The 13,683-nt window shown below is 70.4% G+C and carries 21 protein-coding genes; 15 read left to right on the top strand and 6 right to left on the bottom strand.

Annotated features, from left to right (window positions below; all coding sequences use genetic code 11):
- Positions 1-25: 25 nt before the first annotated feature.
- Entirely contained in the window at positions 26-151 is a 126-nt protein-coding gene (locus tag ABT294_RS09840) for a hypothetical protein (RefSeq protein ID WP_350804803.1), read from the bottom strand.
- A gap of 57 nt (positions 152-208) precedes the next feature.
- Between ABT294_RS09840 and ABT294_RS09835 the strand changes: the two genes are divergently transcribed.
- Positions 209-433: a FitA-like ribbon-helix-helix domain-containing protein gene (locus tag ABT294_RS09835; protein ID WP_350804802.1), complete on the top strand. Its 225-nt coding sequence runs from the start codon at positions 209-211 to the stop codon at positions 431-433.
- Entirely contained in the window at positions 430-843 is a 414-nt protein-coding gene (locus ABT294_RS09830; protein ID WP_350804801.1) for a type II toxin-antitoxin system VapC family toxin, read from the top strand. Before ABT294_RS09835 ends, ABT294_RS09830 begins: the two co-directional genes overlap by 4 nt.
- Before the next feature lie 55 nt (positions 844-898).
- On the opposite strand, the gene ABT294_RS09825 is transcribed toward ABT294_RS09830, so the two are convergent.
- Together ABT294_RS09825 and ABT294_RS09820 are read right to left on the bottom strand one after the other, a co-directional pair.
- Positions 899-1,663: a hypothetical protein gene (locus ABT294_RS09825; protein WP_350804800.1), complete on the bottom strand. Its 765-nt coding sequence runs from the start codon at positions 1,661-1,663 to the stop codon at positions 899-901.
- A 132-nt stretch (positions 1,664-1,795) separates the two neighbouring features.
- On the bottom strand, positions 1,796-2,308 hold the full coding sequence (locus ABT294_RS09820) for a hypothetical protein (protein ID WP_350804799.1): 513 nt from the start codon (positions 2,306-2,308) through the stop codon (positions 1,796-1,798).
- A 110-nt stretch (positions 2,309-2,418) separates the two neighbouring features.
- On the opposite strand from ABT294_RS09820, the gene ABT294_RS09815 reads away from it, so the two are divergent.
- The 13 genes from ABT294_RS09815 to hypE are packed head-to-tail and all read left to right on the top strand — an operon-like array spanning position 2,419 to position 12,191.
- On the top strand, positions 2,419-3,465 hold the full coding sequence (locus tag ABT294_RS09815; protein WP_350804798.1) for an NADH-quinone oxidoreductase subunit B family protein: 1,047 nt from the start codon (positions 2,419-2,421) through the stop codon (positions 3,463-3,465).
- A gap of 16 nt (positions 3,466-3,481) precedes the next feature.
- Positions 3,482-5,287, top strand: coding sequence for a nickel-dependent hydrogenase large subunit (locus ABT294_RS09810; RefSeq protein WP_350804796.1), 1,806 nt, complete (start codon positions 3,482-3,484; stop codon positions 5,285-5,287).
- Positions 5,288-5,295: 8 nt separating this feature from the next.
- A complete protein-coding gene (locus ABT294_RS09805) occupies positions 5,296-5,748 on the top strand; it encodes a NifU-related iron-sulfur-binding protein (protein ID WP_350804795.1) in 453 nt (150 codons plus the stop codon).
- A complete protein-coding gene (locus ABT294_RS09800; RefSeq protein ID WP_350804794.1) occupies positions 5,745-6,437 on the top strand; it encodes a DUF5947 family protein in 693 nt (230 codons plus the stop codon). The genes ABT294_RS09805 and ABT294_RS09800 overlap by 4 nt, the downstream gene beginning before the upstream one ends.
- Positions 6,434-6,652, top strand: coding sequence for a hypothetical protein (locus ABT294_RS09795; protein ID WP_350804792.1), 219 nt, complete (start codon positions 6,434-6,436; stop codon positions 6,650-6,652). Before ABT294_RS09800 ends, ABT294_RS09795 begins: the two co-directional genes overlap by 4 nt.
- Positions 6,653-6,663: 11 nt before the next feature.
- Positions 6,664-7,317 carry a DUF6084 family protein gene (locus tag ABT294_RS09790; RefSeq protein WP_350804791.1) on the top strand — a complete coding sequence of 218 codons (654 nt, stop codon included), beginning with the start codon at positions 6,664-6,666 and terminating at the stop codon, positions 7,315-7,317.
- The gene (locus ABT294_RS09785) at positions 7,317-8,318 is read left to right on the top strand and encodes a hypothetical protein (protein ID WP_350804790.1); all 1,002 of its coding nucleotides are present in this window, start codon (positions 7,317-7,319) and stop codon (positions 8,316-8,318) included. The genes ABT294_RS09790 and ABT294_RS09785 overlap by 1 nt, the downstream gene beginning before the upstream one ends.
- On the top strand, positions 8,315-9,130 hold the full coding sequence (locus tag ABT294_RS09780; RefSeq protein ID WP_350804788.1) for a hydrogenase maturation protease: 816 nt from the start codon (positions 8,315-8,317) through the stop codon (positions 9,128-9,130). Before ABT294_RS09785 ends, ABT294_RS09780 begins: the two co-directional genes overlap by 4 nt.
- 11 nt (positions 9,131-9,141) lie before the next feature.
- Entirely contained in the window at positions 9,142-9,249 is a 108-nt protein-coding gene (locus ABT294_RS50825) for a DUF6893 family small protein (RefSeq protein ID WP_502911999.1), read from the top strand.
- 5 nt (positions 9,250-9,254) lie between these two features.
- Complete coding sequence (locus tag ABT294_RS09775) at positions 9,255-9,620, top strand: hydrogenase maturation nickel metallochaperone HypA (RefSeq protein WP_350804787.1); 366 nt, start codon at positions 9,255-9,257, stop codon at positions 9,618-9,620.
- Positions 9,598-9,870, top strand: coding sequence for a HypC/HybG/HupF family hydrogenase formation chaperone (locus ABT294_RS09770; protein ID WP_350804786.1), 273 nt, complete (start codon positions 9,598-9,600; stop codon positions 9,868-9,870). The genes ABT294_RS09775 and ABT294_RS09770 overlap by 23 nt, the downstream gene beginning before the upstream one ends.
- A gap of 9 nt (positions 9,871-9,879) precedes the next feature.
- Entirely contained in the window at positions 9,880-11,007 is a 1,128-nt protein-coding gene (hypD, locus tag ABT294_RS09765; protein WP_350804785.1) for a hydrogenase formation protein HypD, read from the top strand.
- Positions 11,004-12,191: a hydrogenase expression/formation protein HypE gene (hypE, locus tag ABT294_RS09760; protein WP_350804784.1), complete on the top strand. Its 1,188-nt coding sequence runs from the start codon at positions 11,004-11,006 to the stop codon at positions 12,189-12,191. The genes hypD and hypE overlap by 4 nt, the downstream gene beginning before the upstream one ends.
- On the opposite strand, the gene ABT294_RS09755 is transcribed toward hypE, so the two are convergent.
- From ABT294_RS09755 to ABT294_RS09745, 3 genes are read right to left on the bottom strand one after another with little or no spacing between them, the layout of a single operon-like run.
- Positions 12,174-12,773 carry a D-sedoheptulose-7-phosphate isomerase gene (locus ABT294_RS09755; protein ID WP_350804782.1) on the bottom strand — a complete coding sequence of 200 codons (600 nt, stop codon included), beginning with the start codon at positions 12,771-12,773 and terminating at the stop codon, positions 12,174-12,176. The two genes, hypE and ABT294_RS09755, sit on opposite strands and share 18 nt — an antisense overlap.
- Positions 12,770-12,982 (bottom strand): HypC/HybG/HupF family hydrogenase formation chaperone, encoded by a 213-nt coding sequence (locus tag ABT294_RS09750; protein ID WP_350804781.1) that lies wholly within the window; start codon positions 12,980-12,982, stop codon positions 12,770-12,772. The genes ABT294_RS09755 and ABT294_RS09750 overlap by 4 nt, the downstream gene beginning before the upstream one ends.
- Complete coding sequence (locus ABT294_RS09745) at positions 12,979-13,479, bottom strand: phosphoheptose isomerase (RefSeq protein ID WP_350804780.1); 501 nt, start codon at positions 13,477-13,479, stop codon at positions 12,979-12,981. The genes ABT294_RS09750 and ABT294_RS09745 overlap by 4 nt, the downstream gene beginning before the upstream one ends.
- Between the last annotated feature and the right edge of the window lie 204 nt (positions 13,480-13,683).

The raw sequence follows: 13,683 nt of genomic DNA, 5'->3' as shown, positions 1-13,683 counted from the left end.
CGAGGCCCGCCGCGCGGCATGGCGGTCATCGGGCCGGCCGCTCGTCCGGGTCGACGCGCGGTGGATGCGGGAACACGTCCGCCACCTGCTCGTACTGCTCGGCAAGCCACTTCAGTATGACGTCGACGGCGTCGGAACTGGTTTCGATCAAAGACGACGACTTGAGCAGGCATCTGTATGCATGCAGGTTGCATGCTAAAGTGCTGGCATGGGAACCATTCAGATTCGGGATGTTCCTGATGAGACCGAGTCGACGCTGAAGGCACGGGCCGAGCGTGAGGGCAAGTCGCTGACGGCATACGTGCGTGACCTGCTGAACGAGGAGGCGTCCACGCCGACGCTGGACGAGGTGATGGCCAAGATCGCCGCTGACGAGCCGGTGCCGTACGACCCCGACTTCGTCCGCGAGACGATGCGCGAGGGCCGTCGGTGAGTTTGGTCGTCGACGCCTCGATCGTTTTCCGCCTGTTGGCCAACGTCAAAGGCGACGACCTTCTCCGTCAGAGGCTGGCCCGTAAGGTGCACGCCCCGGCGCTGATCGATGTGGAGATCGCCTCGGTGGTGCGCGGGCATGTGATCACCAGCAAGCCGGAGGTGCGTATCTCCGAGGCGCGGGCCCGGATCATGCTGGAGCGCTACGCCCAGCTCAAGATCGTCCGACATTCCATGCTCCCGCTGCAGTCGCGCGTGCTGGAACTGCGCGACCACCTCACCGCCTACGACGGCATGTACGTGGTCCTCGCCGAGTTGCTGGGAGTGCCGCTGCTTACCGACGACGCCGAGTTCGCCGGCTCGACCGGGCACCGGGCGGAGATCCACCGCTACCCTCCCCCACTGCCATAGATCTTTCCGCGATGCGGGTGCCGGCGTCCCGGCCGCCGACCACTCGGTGGCTGTGTCAGCCCCAGTGGACGTGGTGCCCGGTGGCCACGGACGCCCTGAACAGGTCATGTACCTGCGGGAAGGCCGGGTACCACTCCTGGGCCAGGAGTTCCAGCGTGACGACGTCGAACTCCTCCGGCGGATCGTCCTCGATCAGCACCGGGGAGTCGAGCGTGTGACGGGCACCGGTCTCGCGGTCGATGAGCGCCCAGCCGCCGCCCTCCTGCCGCTGGGCCACGTGAGCCGCCTCGAACCGCGGATCCGTGTCGTCGCCGTCCCAGACGCCGAACGTCCCCCGCCCGGTGAGCCCCGCTCGTGCGGGCGGGCAGGCGTAGAGCGAGGCGCGCTCGTTGCCGCGGCGCGTCTGGTGGTACCAGTAGTACGGCAGCGCCCGCCCCGGGACGACCAGGCGATCCACGGCGATGGGCCCCAGCCGTTCGGCGAGATCTTCCAGCTCGGCCAGGGCGCGGCGGGCTTCCTCGGGCGTCAGCCACCACGAGCCATGCCATCGCGGGACGTTCTCCAGGAGGACGGGGAAGGCGTCGCCGAAGCTTTCCACGGCTGCGGTGATCTGCCAGAGCTCCCAGTTGGCACAGCTGAGTTCGGCGATCGCCATGTCCGGGTGCGGGCACGCGTCCCGCTGCCAGTTCCGCAGCCGCGCCCGATCTCCCTCGTGGACCGCGACGATCTCGTCTTGGTCGTCGATGCGTACCGGTACCGGCGCCGGTACGCTCAGCTTCTCCTCATGGCATCGGCACCGCACCCAGCCGCTGAACCCCACGCTCGCCAGTGTATTGGTCCGTCTTCACGCGCCTCGCCGGGTTCGCCGGGAACCCGGTTCTCGTCGATCTCGAAGTCGCCCATGGGTGGAGTTTCACTCCACACATGGTGTCGATCGACAGGGGGTCGCGGTTCACTTGTCCTGGTGGGGCCAGGGTGAGGCGGCGACGACCATGCCGTACAGGATGTGGTCGGCCAGCAGCGCCAGCCGTTCCGGCGTGGTGTGCTCTCTGCGGGGCAGGCCGAGCGTGGGTGCGATGGCGGTTTCGAACAGGGCCCAGAATGCCAGGCCGTAGGCCGGTCCTGTCCAGGCGTGGCGGCGTACCGCGCGGGGCATCAGGCCGAACACCGCGCCTCCGAACGCGCCGTAGCCCCAGTGCACCGTCTCGACCAGGGCCGGCCGCCGCGTCACCGGGATGCGGCGGAACATGCCTGGAGCCGTGCGTTCGAGGACGGCCTCCGGCGGCACCTTCGCCACCATTCCCAGCGAGGTCGTGAACTGCCGCAGCCCGGACATGGCCATGGCGCCGACGGCGCCGCGGGCCGCGGCTCGCAGGATGGACCTGCGCGGTTTGCGGCGTTCGGTGGGTTGGACGGGCCGGACGGGCGCGGTGGGCTCGGCGCGGGTCGGCAGGGTCTGTGTCATGGTTTGCAACCTTCTTCGACGCGGTATGTCAGTTACGTAGAGGTGATGGTCAGATACCTAGCGTGACAGGGCCTCAATCTCTGCAAATGGCCAAGAAGGGGGCTCAGGCCATGAAAGCTGCCAAGAAGCCAGTCGCTCTGGACGAGGTCCACATCCTGTGGACGTCCGAAGGCATGAGCTGCGACGGCGACACCGTCTCGGTCACGGCCGCCACGCTGCCGAGCCTGGAGGACGTCCTGCTCGGGTACGTGCCCGGCCTGCCGAAGGTGCACCTGCACAACAAGGTGCTGGCCAAGGAGGTGGGCGACGAGTTCATGGCCGCCTTTCACCAGGCCGACAGAGACGAGTTGGGCCCGTTCATCTTCGTGGTGGAGGGCTCGATCCCGAACGAGCGGATCAACGGCGACGGCTACTGGACGTCCATGGGCAACGACCCGGCGACCGGCGAGCCCATCACGGTCAACCAGTGGATCGACCGGCTCGCGCCCAAGGCGTGGGCCGTCGTCGCGATCGGCACCTGCGCCGCCTACGGCGGCATCCACGCCATGGCGGGCAACCCCACCGGCTGCATGGGGCTCACCGACTATCTCGGCCGCGACTTCCGCTCGGCCGGCGGCATGCCCATCGTGAACGTGCCGGGCTGTCCCGTCCAGCCGGACAACTTCATGGAGACCCTGACCTGGCTGCTGTACCAGGCGGCCGGCGCGGCGCCGATGATCCCGCTGGACGACATGTTCCGTCCGACGTGGTTGTTCGGCAAGACCGTGCACGAGGGCTGCGACCGGGCCGGCTACTACGAGCAGGGCGACTTCGCCCAGGACTACAACTCCCCCAAGTGCCTGGTGCGCGTCGGTTGCTGGGGCCCGGTGGTCAACTGCAACGTCACCAAGCGCGGCTGGATGGACGGCATCGGCGGCTGCCCCAACGTGGGCGGCATCTGCATCGGCTGCACCATGCCCGGCTTCCCGGACAAGTTCATGCCGTTCATGGACCAGCCGCCGGGCAGTTCGCTGTCGGCCACGCTCGCCGGCGGTTACGGGACTCTGATCCGCGGGCTGCGCTCCATCACCAACCACGCGGCGAACAAGGAACCGAAGTGGCGTCACAACCGCCGCAAGCTCACGAGCGGGTACGACCCCCGCTGGGGCAATCGCTAAGAGGGGGAACGTCGAGGTGACAACCCGAACCGCGGGGGCCGAGCAGCAGGTGGGGGAGCCCCGCGCGCTGGTCGAGATGTCCTGGGACCCGATCACCCGGATCATCGGCAACCTGGGCATCTACACGAAGATCGATTTCAAGAACCGCGAGGTCGTCGAGTGCAAGAGCACCTCGTCGCTGTTCCGCGGCTACAGCGTGTTCATGAAGGGCAAGGACCCGCGCGACGCGCACTTCATCACCAGCCGGATCTGCGGCATCTGCGGTGACAACCACGCGGCCTGCTCGGTCTACGCGCAGAACATGGCGTACGGCGTCAAACCGCCGCCGCTGGCCGACTGGATCGTGAACCTCGGCGAGGCCGCCGAGTACATGTTCGACCACACGCTCTTCCAGGACAACCTGGTCTTCGTCGACTACTGCGAGCAGATGGTCAAGGAGACCAACCCGACCCTGCTGCGCCGGGCGGAGACCGCCGAGGCGCCGAGAGGCCGCATCCACGGCTACCGGACGATCGCCGACATCATGCGGGCCTTCAACCCGTTCACGGGTGACATGTACCGCGAGGCGCTCCAGGTGAGCCGGATCACCCGCGAGATGTGCTGCCTGATGGAGGGGCGGCACGTGCACCCGTCCACGCTCTATCCGGGCGGCGTGGGGACGGTGGCGACGCCGCAGGTGTTCACCGACTACCTGGCCAGGCTGCTGAAGGTGCTCGACTTCGTGAAGAAGGCCGTCCCGATGAACGACGACCTCTTCGACTTCTTCTACGAGGCGCTGCCCGGCTACGAGGAGGTCGGCCGCCGGCGGGTGATGCTGGGCTGCTGGGGCTCGTTCCAGGACCCGAACGTGGTCGACTACGACTACCGGCACATGAACGAGTGGGGGCGCGAGATGTTCGTCACGCCCGGCATCGTCGTCGACGGCGAGCTGGTGACGACGAACCTGGTCGACATCAACCTCGGCATCCGGATCATGCTGGGCAGCTCGTACTACGACGACTGGACGAACGAGGAGACATTCGTCACCCACGACCCGCTCGGCAACCCGGTCGACAAGCGGCACCCGTGGAACCAGACGACGCTGCCCAAGCCGCAGAAGCGCGACCTGGACGGCGGCAACTACAGCTGGGTCATGAGCCCCCGCTGGCACGACGCGCGCACCGGCGACCACCTGGCGCTCGACACCGGAGGCGGCCCGCTGGCCAGGCTCTGGGCGACCGCGCTCGCCGGGCTCGTCGACACCGGCGGGGTGCGGGCCACCGGCAGCGGCGTGCAGATCAACCTGCCGAAGAGCGCGGCGTACCCGGAGATGAGCTTCGAGTGGAAGATTCCGCGCTGGTCCAACACGATCGAGCGCAACCGCGCCCGCATCTACTTCGTCGCCTACGCGGCGGCGATGGCCTTCTCCTTCCTCGACCAGGCGATGGCCGAGGTGAGGGCCGGGCGGACGAAGGTGTTCACCGACTTCGAGGTGCCGGACGACGCGATCGGCTGCGGCTTCCACGAGGCGGTGCGCGGGGTGCTCTCGCACCACATGGTGATCCGTGACGGCAAGATCGCCAACTACCATCCGTACCCGCCCACGCCCTGGAACGCCAGCCCGCGCGACATGTACGGCACGCCGGGCCCGTACGAGGACGCCGTCCAGGGCATGCCCATCTTCGAGGAGAACGGGGCCGACTCGTTCAAGGGCATCGACATCATGCGGACGGTCCGCAGCTTCGACCCGTGCCTGCCGTGCGGCGTCCACATGTACCTCGGCGGTGGCAAGGTGCTCCAGCAGGTGCACTCGCCGACGCTCGGCACGAGCTTCTCGGGTTAGGGCCGGCGATGAAGGAGCTGATCGGCAGGGTCGAGACCCTGCTGGACGACGCGGACCCGGCCGCCGTCGAGCTGGCGCGGGCGCTGCTCGACCTCTACGGCGAGGGGCTGTCGCGGGTGGTGGCGGCCGTCGGCGACACGGTGGCGGCCGAGCTGGCCGGCGACGAGCTGGTCGCCGCCCTGCTGCTGCTGCACGGCCTGCACCCGCTCGACACCCGGACCAGGGTGGAGGCCGCGGTGCCCGCCGGCCAGGCGGACGTGGTGACGGTCGAGGACGGCCTGGTGCTGCTGCGCCTGCGGCCGTCCGGCTGCCGTTCCTCGGCCGTGGCGGCGCAGGCGGCCCTGGAGAGTGCGGTACGCGACGCCGCCCCGGAGATCGAGCGCGTCGAGTTCGAGGAGGCCGGGCCGCCGCCGGTGGTGATCCCCGTGGAGAGCCTGACCGTCAGGGCGGGGAGGACGTGACCGGCCCGATCGGGGTGGTCGGCGCCGGCCGCCTGCGCGAGCTCGTCGCGCGCAACCGCGAGGCGCGGCAGCACCCGGACCGGCGCGAGGCAGGGCACGAGGAAGGGCAGGAGTCCGAGCGGTGCGACCTGTGCGGTGAACCCGTGCCCGGCACGCACCGCCATCTGCTGGACCTGACGCTGCGCGAGCTGCGCTGCGCCTGCCGCGCCTGCTGCGTGCTGTTCGACCACGCGTCGGCGGGCGGCACGCAGTACCGCCTGGTGCCCGACCGTCGCCTGCGGCTGCGGGACTTCTCGCTGGACGACGTGACCTGGGCGAGGCTGCGCATTCCGGTCCAGGTGGCGTTCCTGGTCCGCGACTCGGGGGCGGAGCGGACGGTGGTGTTCTACCCGAGCCCGCAGGGCGCTGTCGCGGCTCCCTGCGACGAGGACGCCTGGGCCTGTTTGGAACGTGCCAACCCGGTGCTCGGGCGGTTGGCGTCCGATGTCGAAGCCCTGCTGGTGGACCGCGGGGGCGACGCCTGGCTCGTCCCTGTGGACGACTGCTACGCGCTGGTCGGCCTGCTGCGCACGTACTGGAAGGGCCTGACAGGCGGCCCGGACGTCCGCGAACAGATCACTCAGTTCTTCGCAAATCTCGGCGAACGGTCCAAAACCGTCTCCGCGACCGACGACAGGAACCCGGCATGACCAAGGACAAGACCATCAGGACCGGCAGGCGGGACGTGCGCCCCGACGCCCCCTCCCACGTCAAGGGTGTCGCGGAGGGCAACGCGTCCGGCAACTACGAGAAGCAGGCCGGCCACCTGCCCGACGACCGGTCCACGGCCAAACGCTCGACCGGCATCAACGCCAAGGCGCACGACCCCATCGACCCCGACATGCCCAACCTCTCGCCCGCCTGAGCCGCGCCCCGATGCCAACCAGCCGAACACCGGAACTGCGGATCACGGTCGAAGGCGTCGAGCCTGCCGCGTCCGCGGCGGTGCCGACCCTGCACTTCAAGCTGCGGATCGACAACACCGGCGGGCCGGAGGTCCGCTCGCTCACGCTCAACACGCAGATCCGCATCGCGGCCCCGCGCCGCGCCTACGACGAGCGCGCCCAGGGGCGGCTCGCCGAGCTGTTCGGTCCGCCGGAGGACTGGGGACGCAACCTGTCGAGCCTGCTGTGGACGCAGACCGTCACCCAGGTGCCCGGATTCACCGGAAGCACGCTCGCGCCCGTCGCGGTCGCCTGCACGTACGACTTCGAGGTGGCCGCCGCCAAGTACTTCCACGTGCTGGAGGACGGCGACATCCCGCTGGAGCTCCTGTTCACCGGCACCGCCTTCTACCTGGAGGAGGGCCGGCTCCAGGCCGCCCACCTCCCCTGGGACACCGAGGCGGACTACGACATGCCGGTCCGCGTCTGGAAGGACCTGATGGACCGCTACTTCCCGGAGAGCGCCTGGGTGCGGCTGGGCCGCGACGCGTTCGACCGGCTGTACGCGTACAAGGTGCGCCACACCCTCGTCGGCTGGGACGACGTGGTGCGGTCACTGCTGGAAACGGGTGGAGGCCGAGCGTAATGGATCAGGTCCGGCAGATCGCGCGGGCCGTGCTGTACGAGGGCTACCTGCTGTGGCCCTACCGGCAGTCGGCGCTGAAGAACCAGCAACGCTGGACGATCGGCGGCGTCCACCCGGAGGAGTACGGCAGGACGCACGGCGGCAACCCGTGGCTGGTGCGCACCCAGTGCCTGGTCGAGGCGGAGCCGGGCGACACCGTGGACGTCCACGTGCGCTTCCTGCACGTCGTCGCCCGCGACGTGGCCCGCTCGCACGGCGGCGAGCTGGAGCCCGTCCCCGAGCTGACCCTCGACGGCACCCGCTACCTGCCCAGGGAGGAGGCCAGGGAGCGGGAGGTGGCCGTGTCGGGCCTCGACCTGGCCGAGCTGCTGCAGAGCCCGTCCAGGATGGAGATCGACGTCCGGGCGGAGCAGGAAGTCGAGTGGCTGACCGGCGCGGACGGGCAGGCCGGGGCGGTGCTGCGCGGCTGGCAGGCGCTGAGCGGCCACGTCGAGGCGCGCGCCGAGCGGATGCTGCAGGGCGTCTACCGCCTCACCGTCGAGCTGGTCAACACGACGCCCTGGTACGGCGGCTCCCGCGCGGACGCGCTGAAGCGCACGTTCTGCTCCGCGCACAGCGTGCTGCGCACCCAGGGCGGCCGGTTCGTCTCCCTCATGGACCCGCCGGAGGAGCTGCGGGCGCTCGCGGAGGGCTGCGACAACGTCGGCACCTGGCCGGTGCTGATCGGCGAGGAGGGCGAGCGGCACACGATGCTGTCCGCGCCGATCATCCTCTACGACTACCCGCGGATCGCCCCGGAGAGCTCCGGCGACCTGTACGACGCCACGGAGATCGACCAGCTCCTCACGCTGTCCGTGCTCGCGCTCAGCGACCGGGAGCGGGAGGAGATCCGCGACGGCGACCCGCGGGCGTGCGAGATCCTCGACCGGTGCGCCTCGCTCACCCCGGAGGAGCTCATGCGGCTGCACGGCGTCATGCGCGAGATCAGGCCGCTGGCATGACCGACTTCTGGACGCGGATGGCCGCGCGCGGCCCTGCCGAGGTGGTCGTGGCCGGAGTGCCGATCGGCGAGGGCAGCCGGGTGCGGCTGCGGCCGAAGAGCCAGGCCGACATCTTCGACCTTGTCCTCGACGGCCGGGTGGCGGTGGTCGAGGCGATCGAGCAGGACGACGAGGGCGCCTTCCACTTCGCGGTCACGCTCGACGACGACCCGGGGCGCGACCTGGGCGAGGCCAGACTGCCCGGCCACCGGTTCTTCTACTCGGCCGAGGAGATCGAACCGCTCGCGGAGCAGGCGGCCCGCGCGCCGGGCTTCCGGGTCCTGGTCGCCGGGATCGGCAACATCTTCCTGGGCGACGACGGTTTCGGCGTCGAGGTCGCCCGCCGCCTCGCCGAGCAGGGCACGGCTCCCGGCGTGGACGTCGTCGACTTCGGCATCCGCGGCATGGACCTGGCCTACGCGCTGCAACGCGACTACGACGCGGTGGTCTTCGTGGACGCCGCCCCGCGCGGCGAGCCTCCCGGCACGCTCACCGTGCTCGACCCCGAGCTGCCGGACAGCGGCGTCACGCCCGTGGAGACGCACGGCATGGACCCGGTCAGGGTGCTGCGCCTGGCGGCGGAACTTGGGCGGGTTCCCGGCCTGGTGCGGGTGGTGTGCTGCGAACCGGCGTCGGTCGGGGAGGCGCTGTTCGAGCTGAGCGAGCCCGTGCGGGCCGCGCTCGACCAGGCGACGAGCCTGGTGAAGTCCCTGGTTATGGACATGATTGCGGAAAGCGCCGGACCGGGCTGCCGCGATCTGGCTGACGAATGAGGTGACCTGGCATGACGAAGTCACGGATGGTGCAACTGCTCCTGGTCTGCGGGCTGGTGGCGGTTCTGGTCCACCAGTGGCCTGAGATTCACCGGTACCTGCGGATGGAACGGATGTAGGCGGCATGCACGAGATCGGGATGTGCGAGGGGCTCGTCGAGCTGATTCAGCAGCAGGCGGGCGGCAGGCGGATCGCGGGCGCGCGGGTGCGCGTCGGAGCCAGGCACGCGGTGGTGGGCGAGGCCTTCGGGCAGGCGTTCACGCTCGCGGCCGAGGGCACCCCCGTGCAGGACGCGGTGGTGGACCTGGTCATCACGCCGGTCCAGGTCGACTGCCGGGGCTGCGGCGGCACGTCCGAGTCGCTGGACGTGCTGGCCGCCTGCCCGGACTGCGACAGCGCGGACGTGCACGTCACCGGCGGCGACGAGCTGGTCCTGGAGTCCGTCCTGTTCGCGGAGGAGGGACGCGATGTGTCTCGGCATCCCGGGTGAGCTGGTCGGCGTCGTCGACGACCACCCCGACCTGGCCATGGTGGACGTCAGCGGGGTGCGCCGCCGGATCAACGTGGGCCTGCTCGCCGACGAGGACCTGAGCGTCGGCGACTGGGTGCTGGTGCACGTGGGGTTCGCGCTGTCGAAGATCTCCGACTCCGAGGCGCAGGCCGTCCTGGACTATCTCGAAGGGCTCGGGCAGCCGTACGCGGACGAGCTGGACGCGCTGCGCGAATCGGACATCACATGAGGAGGGCTCGTGCGGTTCGTCGATGAGTACCGTGACGCCGGCCGGGCCCAGGTGCTCGCCGCGGACATCGCCGCCCGCTGCGAGCCGGGACACCAGTACACGTTCATGGAGGTGTGCGGCGGGCACACGCACACCATCTACAAGCACGGCCTGGAAGACCACCTGCCGGAGACCGTGACGCTGGTGCACGGCCCCGGCTGCCCGGTCTGCGTGATCCCGATGGGCAGGGTGGACGACGCCATCCACATCGCCAGGCAGCCGGACGTGATCATGACGTCGTTCGGCGACATGATGCGGGTGCCCGGCGGTACCGGCTCGTTCCTGGACGCCAAGGCGGCGGGGGCCGACATCCGGATGGTCTACTCGCCGCTCGACGCACTCAAGATCGCCCGAGCCAACCCGGACCGCCGGGTCGTGTTCATGGCGATCGGCTTCGAGACCACCGCCCCCTCGACGGCCGTGACCGTCCTGCGCGCGGCGGCCGAGGGGCTGGAGAACTTCTCGGTCTTCTGCAACCACGTCATGATCATCCCGGCCATCAAGGCCATCCTCGACTCGCCCGACCTGCGGCTCGACGGCTTCATCGGCCCCGGGCACGTCTCGGCGGTGATCGGCTGCGAGCCGTACGGGTTCATCGCCCGCGACTACGGCAAGCCGCTCGTGGTCGCCGGGTTCGAGCCCCTGGACATCCTCCAATCGGTCCACATGCTGCTCGGCCAGCTCGCCGACGGCCGGAGCGAGGTGGAGAACCAGTACGCCCGGGTGGTGCCGTGGCACGGCAACCGGGTCGCGCTCGCCGCCATCGGCGACGTGATGCGGCTGCGGCCGCACTTCGAGTGGCGCGGGCTCGGCTTTATCTCGCACTCCGCGCTCGGCATGGCCGAGGAGTACGCCGCCTTCGACGCGGAACGGGTCTTCGACCTGCCTGGGCTGCGCGTCGCCGACCCCAGGTCGTGCCAGTGCGGCGAGGTGCTGAAAGGCGTGCTCAAGCCGTGGGAGTGCAAGGTGTTCGGCACCGCGTGCACCCCGGAGACGCCCATCGGGACGTGCATGGTGTCGTCCGAGGGGGCCTGCGCCGCGTACTACAACTTCGGACGCTTCAGCAGGGAGCGGGTGCGGGAGGCGAGCCGGGCATGAACCGCGAGCAACAGGTCCTCGACCGCATCGAACGGGCCCGCCGCCGCAAGCCGGTCGTCAGGGAGGAGCGGATCACCCTGGCCCACGGGTCGGGAGGCAAGGCCACCCACACCCTGATCGAGGCCGTCTTCCTGGAGGCGTTCCGCAACCCCCTGCTGGCCCCTTTGGAGGACGGCGCGACCCTGCACCTCGCCCCCAGAGGCGACGGCGAGGCGCACCGGCTCGCCTCCGGGGAGGACGGCGAGGCTCATCGGCTGGCCGCGGTGGGCGACGGCGGGGCTCGATGGCTCGGCCAGCCGACGCACGGCGGCGGCCGGGTCGCGTTCACCACCGACTCGTTCGTCGTCTCGCCCCTGTTCTTCCCGGGCGGCGACATCGGCGACCTGGCCGTCAACGGCACCGTCAACGACCTGGCGATGTGCGGGGCCCGGCCGCGCTACCTGTCGGCCGCCTTCATCCTGGAGGAAGGCTTCCCCGTCGCCGACCTGCGGCGCATCGCCGCCTCGATGGCCGCGGCGGCGAAGGCGGCGGGCGTGGCGATCGTCACGGGCGACACCAAGGTGGTCCAGCGCGGCAAGGCCGACGGCTGCTACATCACCACGTCCGGCGTCGGCGTCGTCGAACGGCCGGTCACGCTGTCGGCCTCCGGCGCGCGGCCCGGCGACGCGGTGATCGTGTCGGGACCGATCGGCGAGCACGGCGCGGCGATCATGCTGGCGCGCGGCGACTTCGACATCGAGGCGCCGATCGCCTCCGACACGGCCCCGCTGCACGACCTCGTGTCGGCCCTGCTCGACGCGGCCCCGCAGCAGGTCAGGACGTTGCGCGACGCCACCCGCGGGGGAGTGGCCACCATACTCAACGAGGTGGCCGTCGCCTCGGAAGTGGCCGTGGTGGTCGAGGAGGCCGCCGTCCCGGTAGGTCCCGAGGTGACGGGCGTGTGCGAGCTGCTCGGCCTCGACCCGCTCTACGTCGCCTGTGAGGGCCGCTTCGTCGCCGTCGTCGACGGCGCCTGCGCGGACCGGGCCGTGGCGGCGATGCGCGCCCACCCGCTCGGCGCCGACGCCACCGTCATCGGCACGGTCAGGGACGACCCGCCCGGCCTGGTGCTCCTGCGCACCGCCATCGGCGGCACCCGGATCGTGGACGTCCTCGTCGGCGACCCGCTACCGCGCATCTGCTGAGGTCAGCTCCCACAGCACGTGGTACAGCGTCGTCTGCGCCTCCTGGATGCGGTGCACCGACGACGACGGGACGACGAACAGGTGCTCGGCCAGATCCTCCTGCGCCATCCGCCCGCCCCCCGATCCGGCGAACCCGACTGTCACCATGCCCCGGCGTCGGGCCTCCTCCAGGCCGCGCAGCACGTTGGCCGACCCGCCGCTGGTGGACAGCGCCAGCGCGACGTCACCGCCGCTGCCGAGGGCGGCGAGCTGACGGGCGAAGACCACGTCGAAGCCCACGTCGTTGCCCAGCGCGGTCAGCAGCGCGGCGTCGCAGGTCAGCGAGATCGCGGGCAGGCCGCCTGCCGTGAACAGCCCGGCCACCGACTGCGCGTCGGTGCTGCTGCCGCCGTTCCCGAAGGTGAACAGCCTGCCGCCGGCGCGGAAGGCGGCCTCCATCGCGGCCGCGCACGCGGTCAGCGACGGGCCGAACTCGTTGAGGACCCGCTGGCGCAGCGCCAGGCTCTCGCGCGCCTTCTCCACCGTGGACGCCTCGACGTCCAGCGGGTCACGGCGCAGGAACGGGTAGAGCGTCTCCGTCACGAACCTGACCTCTCGATCACTGCGATGGCCTCCTTGGCGTGCACCAGGACGGTGTCGCCGACGCCTGCCTCGACCAGGGCGACGCTGATCTCCTCGATTCCGGAGCCCGTGTCGGCCTCCGCGAGCCCGCCCGCCAGCAGGCGGGTGATCCGGACGGGCACGGCGACGTCCCCGCAGGTGACGCAGGCGTCGCCGGAACAGCTGGTCATGTAGGGGCCTCCGACTCCAGGAACACCTGCGCCAGCTCCCAGAGCAGGTGGTAGATCGTCACGTGGACCTCCCGGACGATCAGCGGCTGCCGGCTGCGCGCGGCCAGGACGTGGTCCACGTCCGGCTGGGCGCCGGCGGCCGTCAGGGCGATCGTCAGCATGCCCAGCTCGCGGGCGACCGTGAGATCCGTGTCGCCGGGGACGATGCCGACCGCGATGTCCTGCGGACGTCCCAGGACGGGCACCAGCCAGACCGCGTCGCCGAGCGAGATCGCCGGGAGCGCCCGCTTGCCCACGATCACGGGGTGGGTGAACTCCACAGCCAGGTGCGCCGCGTCCGCCGCGGCCCCGTCGCGGCCGAACGTCATCAGCCTGCCGCCGCCCCTGAACCGCTGGGCCATGGCCCGCGCCGCCCGGACGATCGCCGCGGCGTCCTCGGCCACCGCCAGCCCGGGTCCGGCGCGGTCCGCGGCGGCCTGCTCGAGTAGATGAGCCACCCGTACTCCTTTTGATTCGCCGCTTTTCACCCCGTCCGTATATTTGATCGCAGTTGGAAGGTGGTCCTGGCGTTCTTCGACCGATAAATCGCCAAAGTCCCGCCAAGTTTCGTCCTGCCGGTAAATCTCCGGACGAACAGGCGTAGAAGCCCTGCTGAACCCGTCTATACAGCTCATCCCGGTCATCGGCTGAACTATGGGATT

The sequence above is a fragment of the Nonomuraea sp. NPDC000554 genome (genome assembly GCF_040300065.1).
Taxonomy (GTDB): domain Bacteria; phylum Actinomycetota; class Actinomycetes; order Streptosporangiales; family Streptosporangiaceae; genus Nonomuraea.
The sequence above is the reverse complement of the archived record's forward strand: the minus strand, read 5'-3'. Positions and strand labels throughout refer to the sequence as shown.

Excerpts from the sequence above, each read along its gene's own strand:
- ABT294_RS09790 (WP_350804791.1), top strand. The coding sequence starts at position 6,664 with ATGCCAACCAGCCGAACACCGGAACTGCGGATCACGGTCGAAGGCGTC.
- ABT294_RS09785 (WP_350804790.1), top strand. The coding sequence starts at position 7,317 with ATGGATCAGGTCCGGCAGATCGCGCGGGCCGTGCTGTACGAGGGCTAC.
- ABT294_RS09775 (WP_350804787.1), top strand. The coding sequence starts at position 9,255 with ATGCACGAGATCGGGATGTGCGAGGGGCTCGTCGAGCTGATTCAGCAG.
- ABT294_RS09815 (WP_350804798.1), top strand. The coding sequence starts at position 2,419 with ATGAAAGCTGCCAAGAAGCCAGTCGCTCTGGACGAGGTCCACATCCTG.
- ABT294_RS09835 (WP_350804802.1), top strand. The coding sequence starts at position 209 with ATGGGAACCATTCAGATTCGGGATGTTCCTGATGAGACCGAGTCGACG.
- ABT294_RS09750 (WP_350804781.1), bottom strand. The coding sequence starts at position 12,982 with ATGACCAGCTGTTCCGGCGACGCCTGCGTCACCTGCGGGGACGTCGCC.
- ABT294_RS09770 (WP_350804786.1), top strand. The coding sequence starts at position 9,598 with ATGTGTCTCGGCATCCCGGGTGAGCTGGTCGGCGTCGTCGACGACCAC.
- ABT294_RS09820 (WP_350804799.1), bottom strand. The coding sequence starts at position 2,308 with ATGACACAGACCCTGCCGACCCGCGCCGAGCCCACCGCGCCCGTCCGG.
- hypE (WP_350804784.1), top strand. The coding sequence starts at position 11,004 with ATGAACCGCGAGCAACAGGTCCTCGACCGCATCGAACGGGCCCGCCGC.
- ABT294_RS09780 (WP_350804788.1), top strand. The coding sequence starts at position 8,315 with ATGACCGACTTCTGGACGCGGATGGCCGCGCGCGGCCCTGCCGAGGTG.
- ABT294_RS50825 (WP_502911999.1), top strand. The coding sequence starts at position 9,142 with ATGACGAAGTCACGGATGGTGCAACTGCTCCTGGTCTGCGGGCTGGTG.
- ABT294_RS09795 (WP_350804792.1), top strand. The coding sequence starts at position 6,434 with ATGACCAAGGACAAGACCATCAGGACCGGCAGGCGGGACGTGCGCCCC.
- ABT294_RS09805 (WP_350804795.1), top strand. The coding sequence starts at position 5,296 with ATGAAGGAGCTGATCGGCAGGGTCGAGACCCTGCTGGACGACGCGGAC.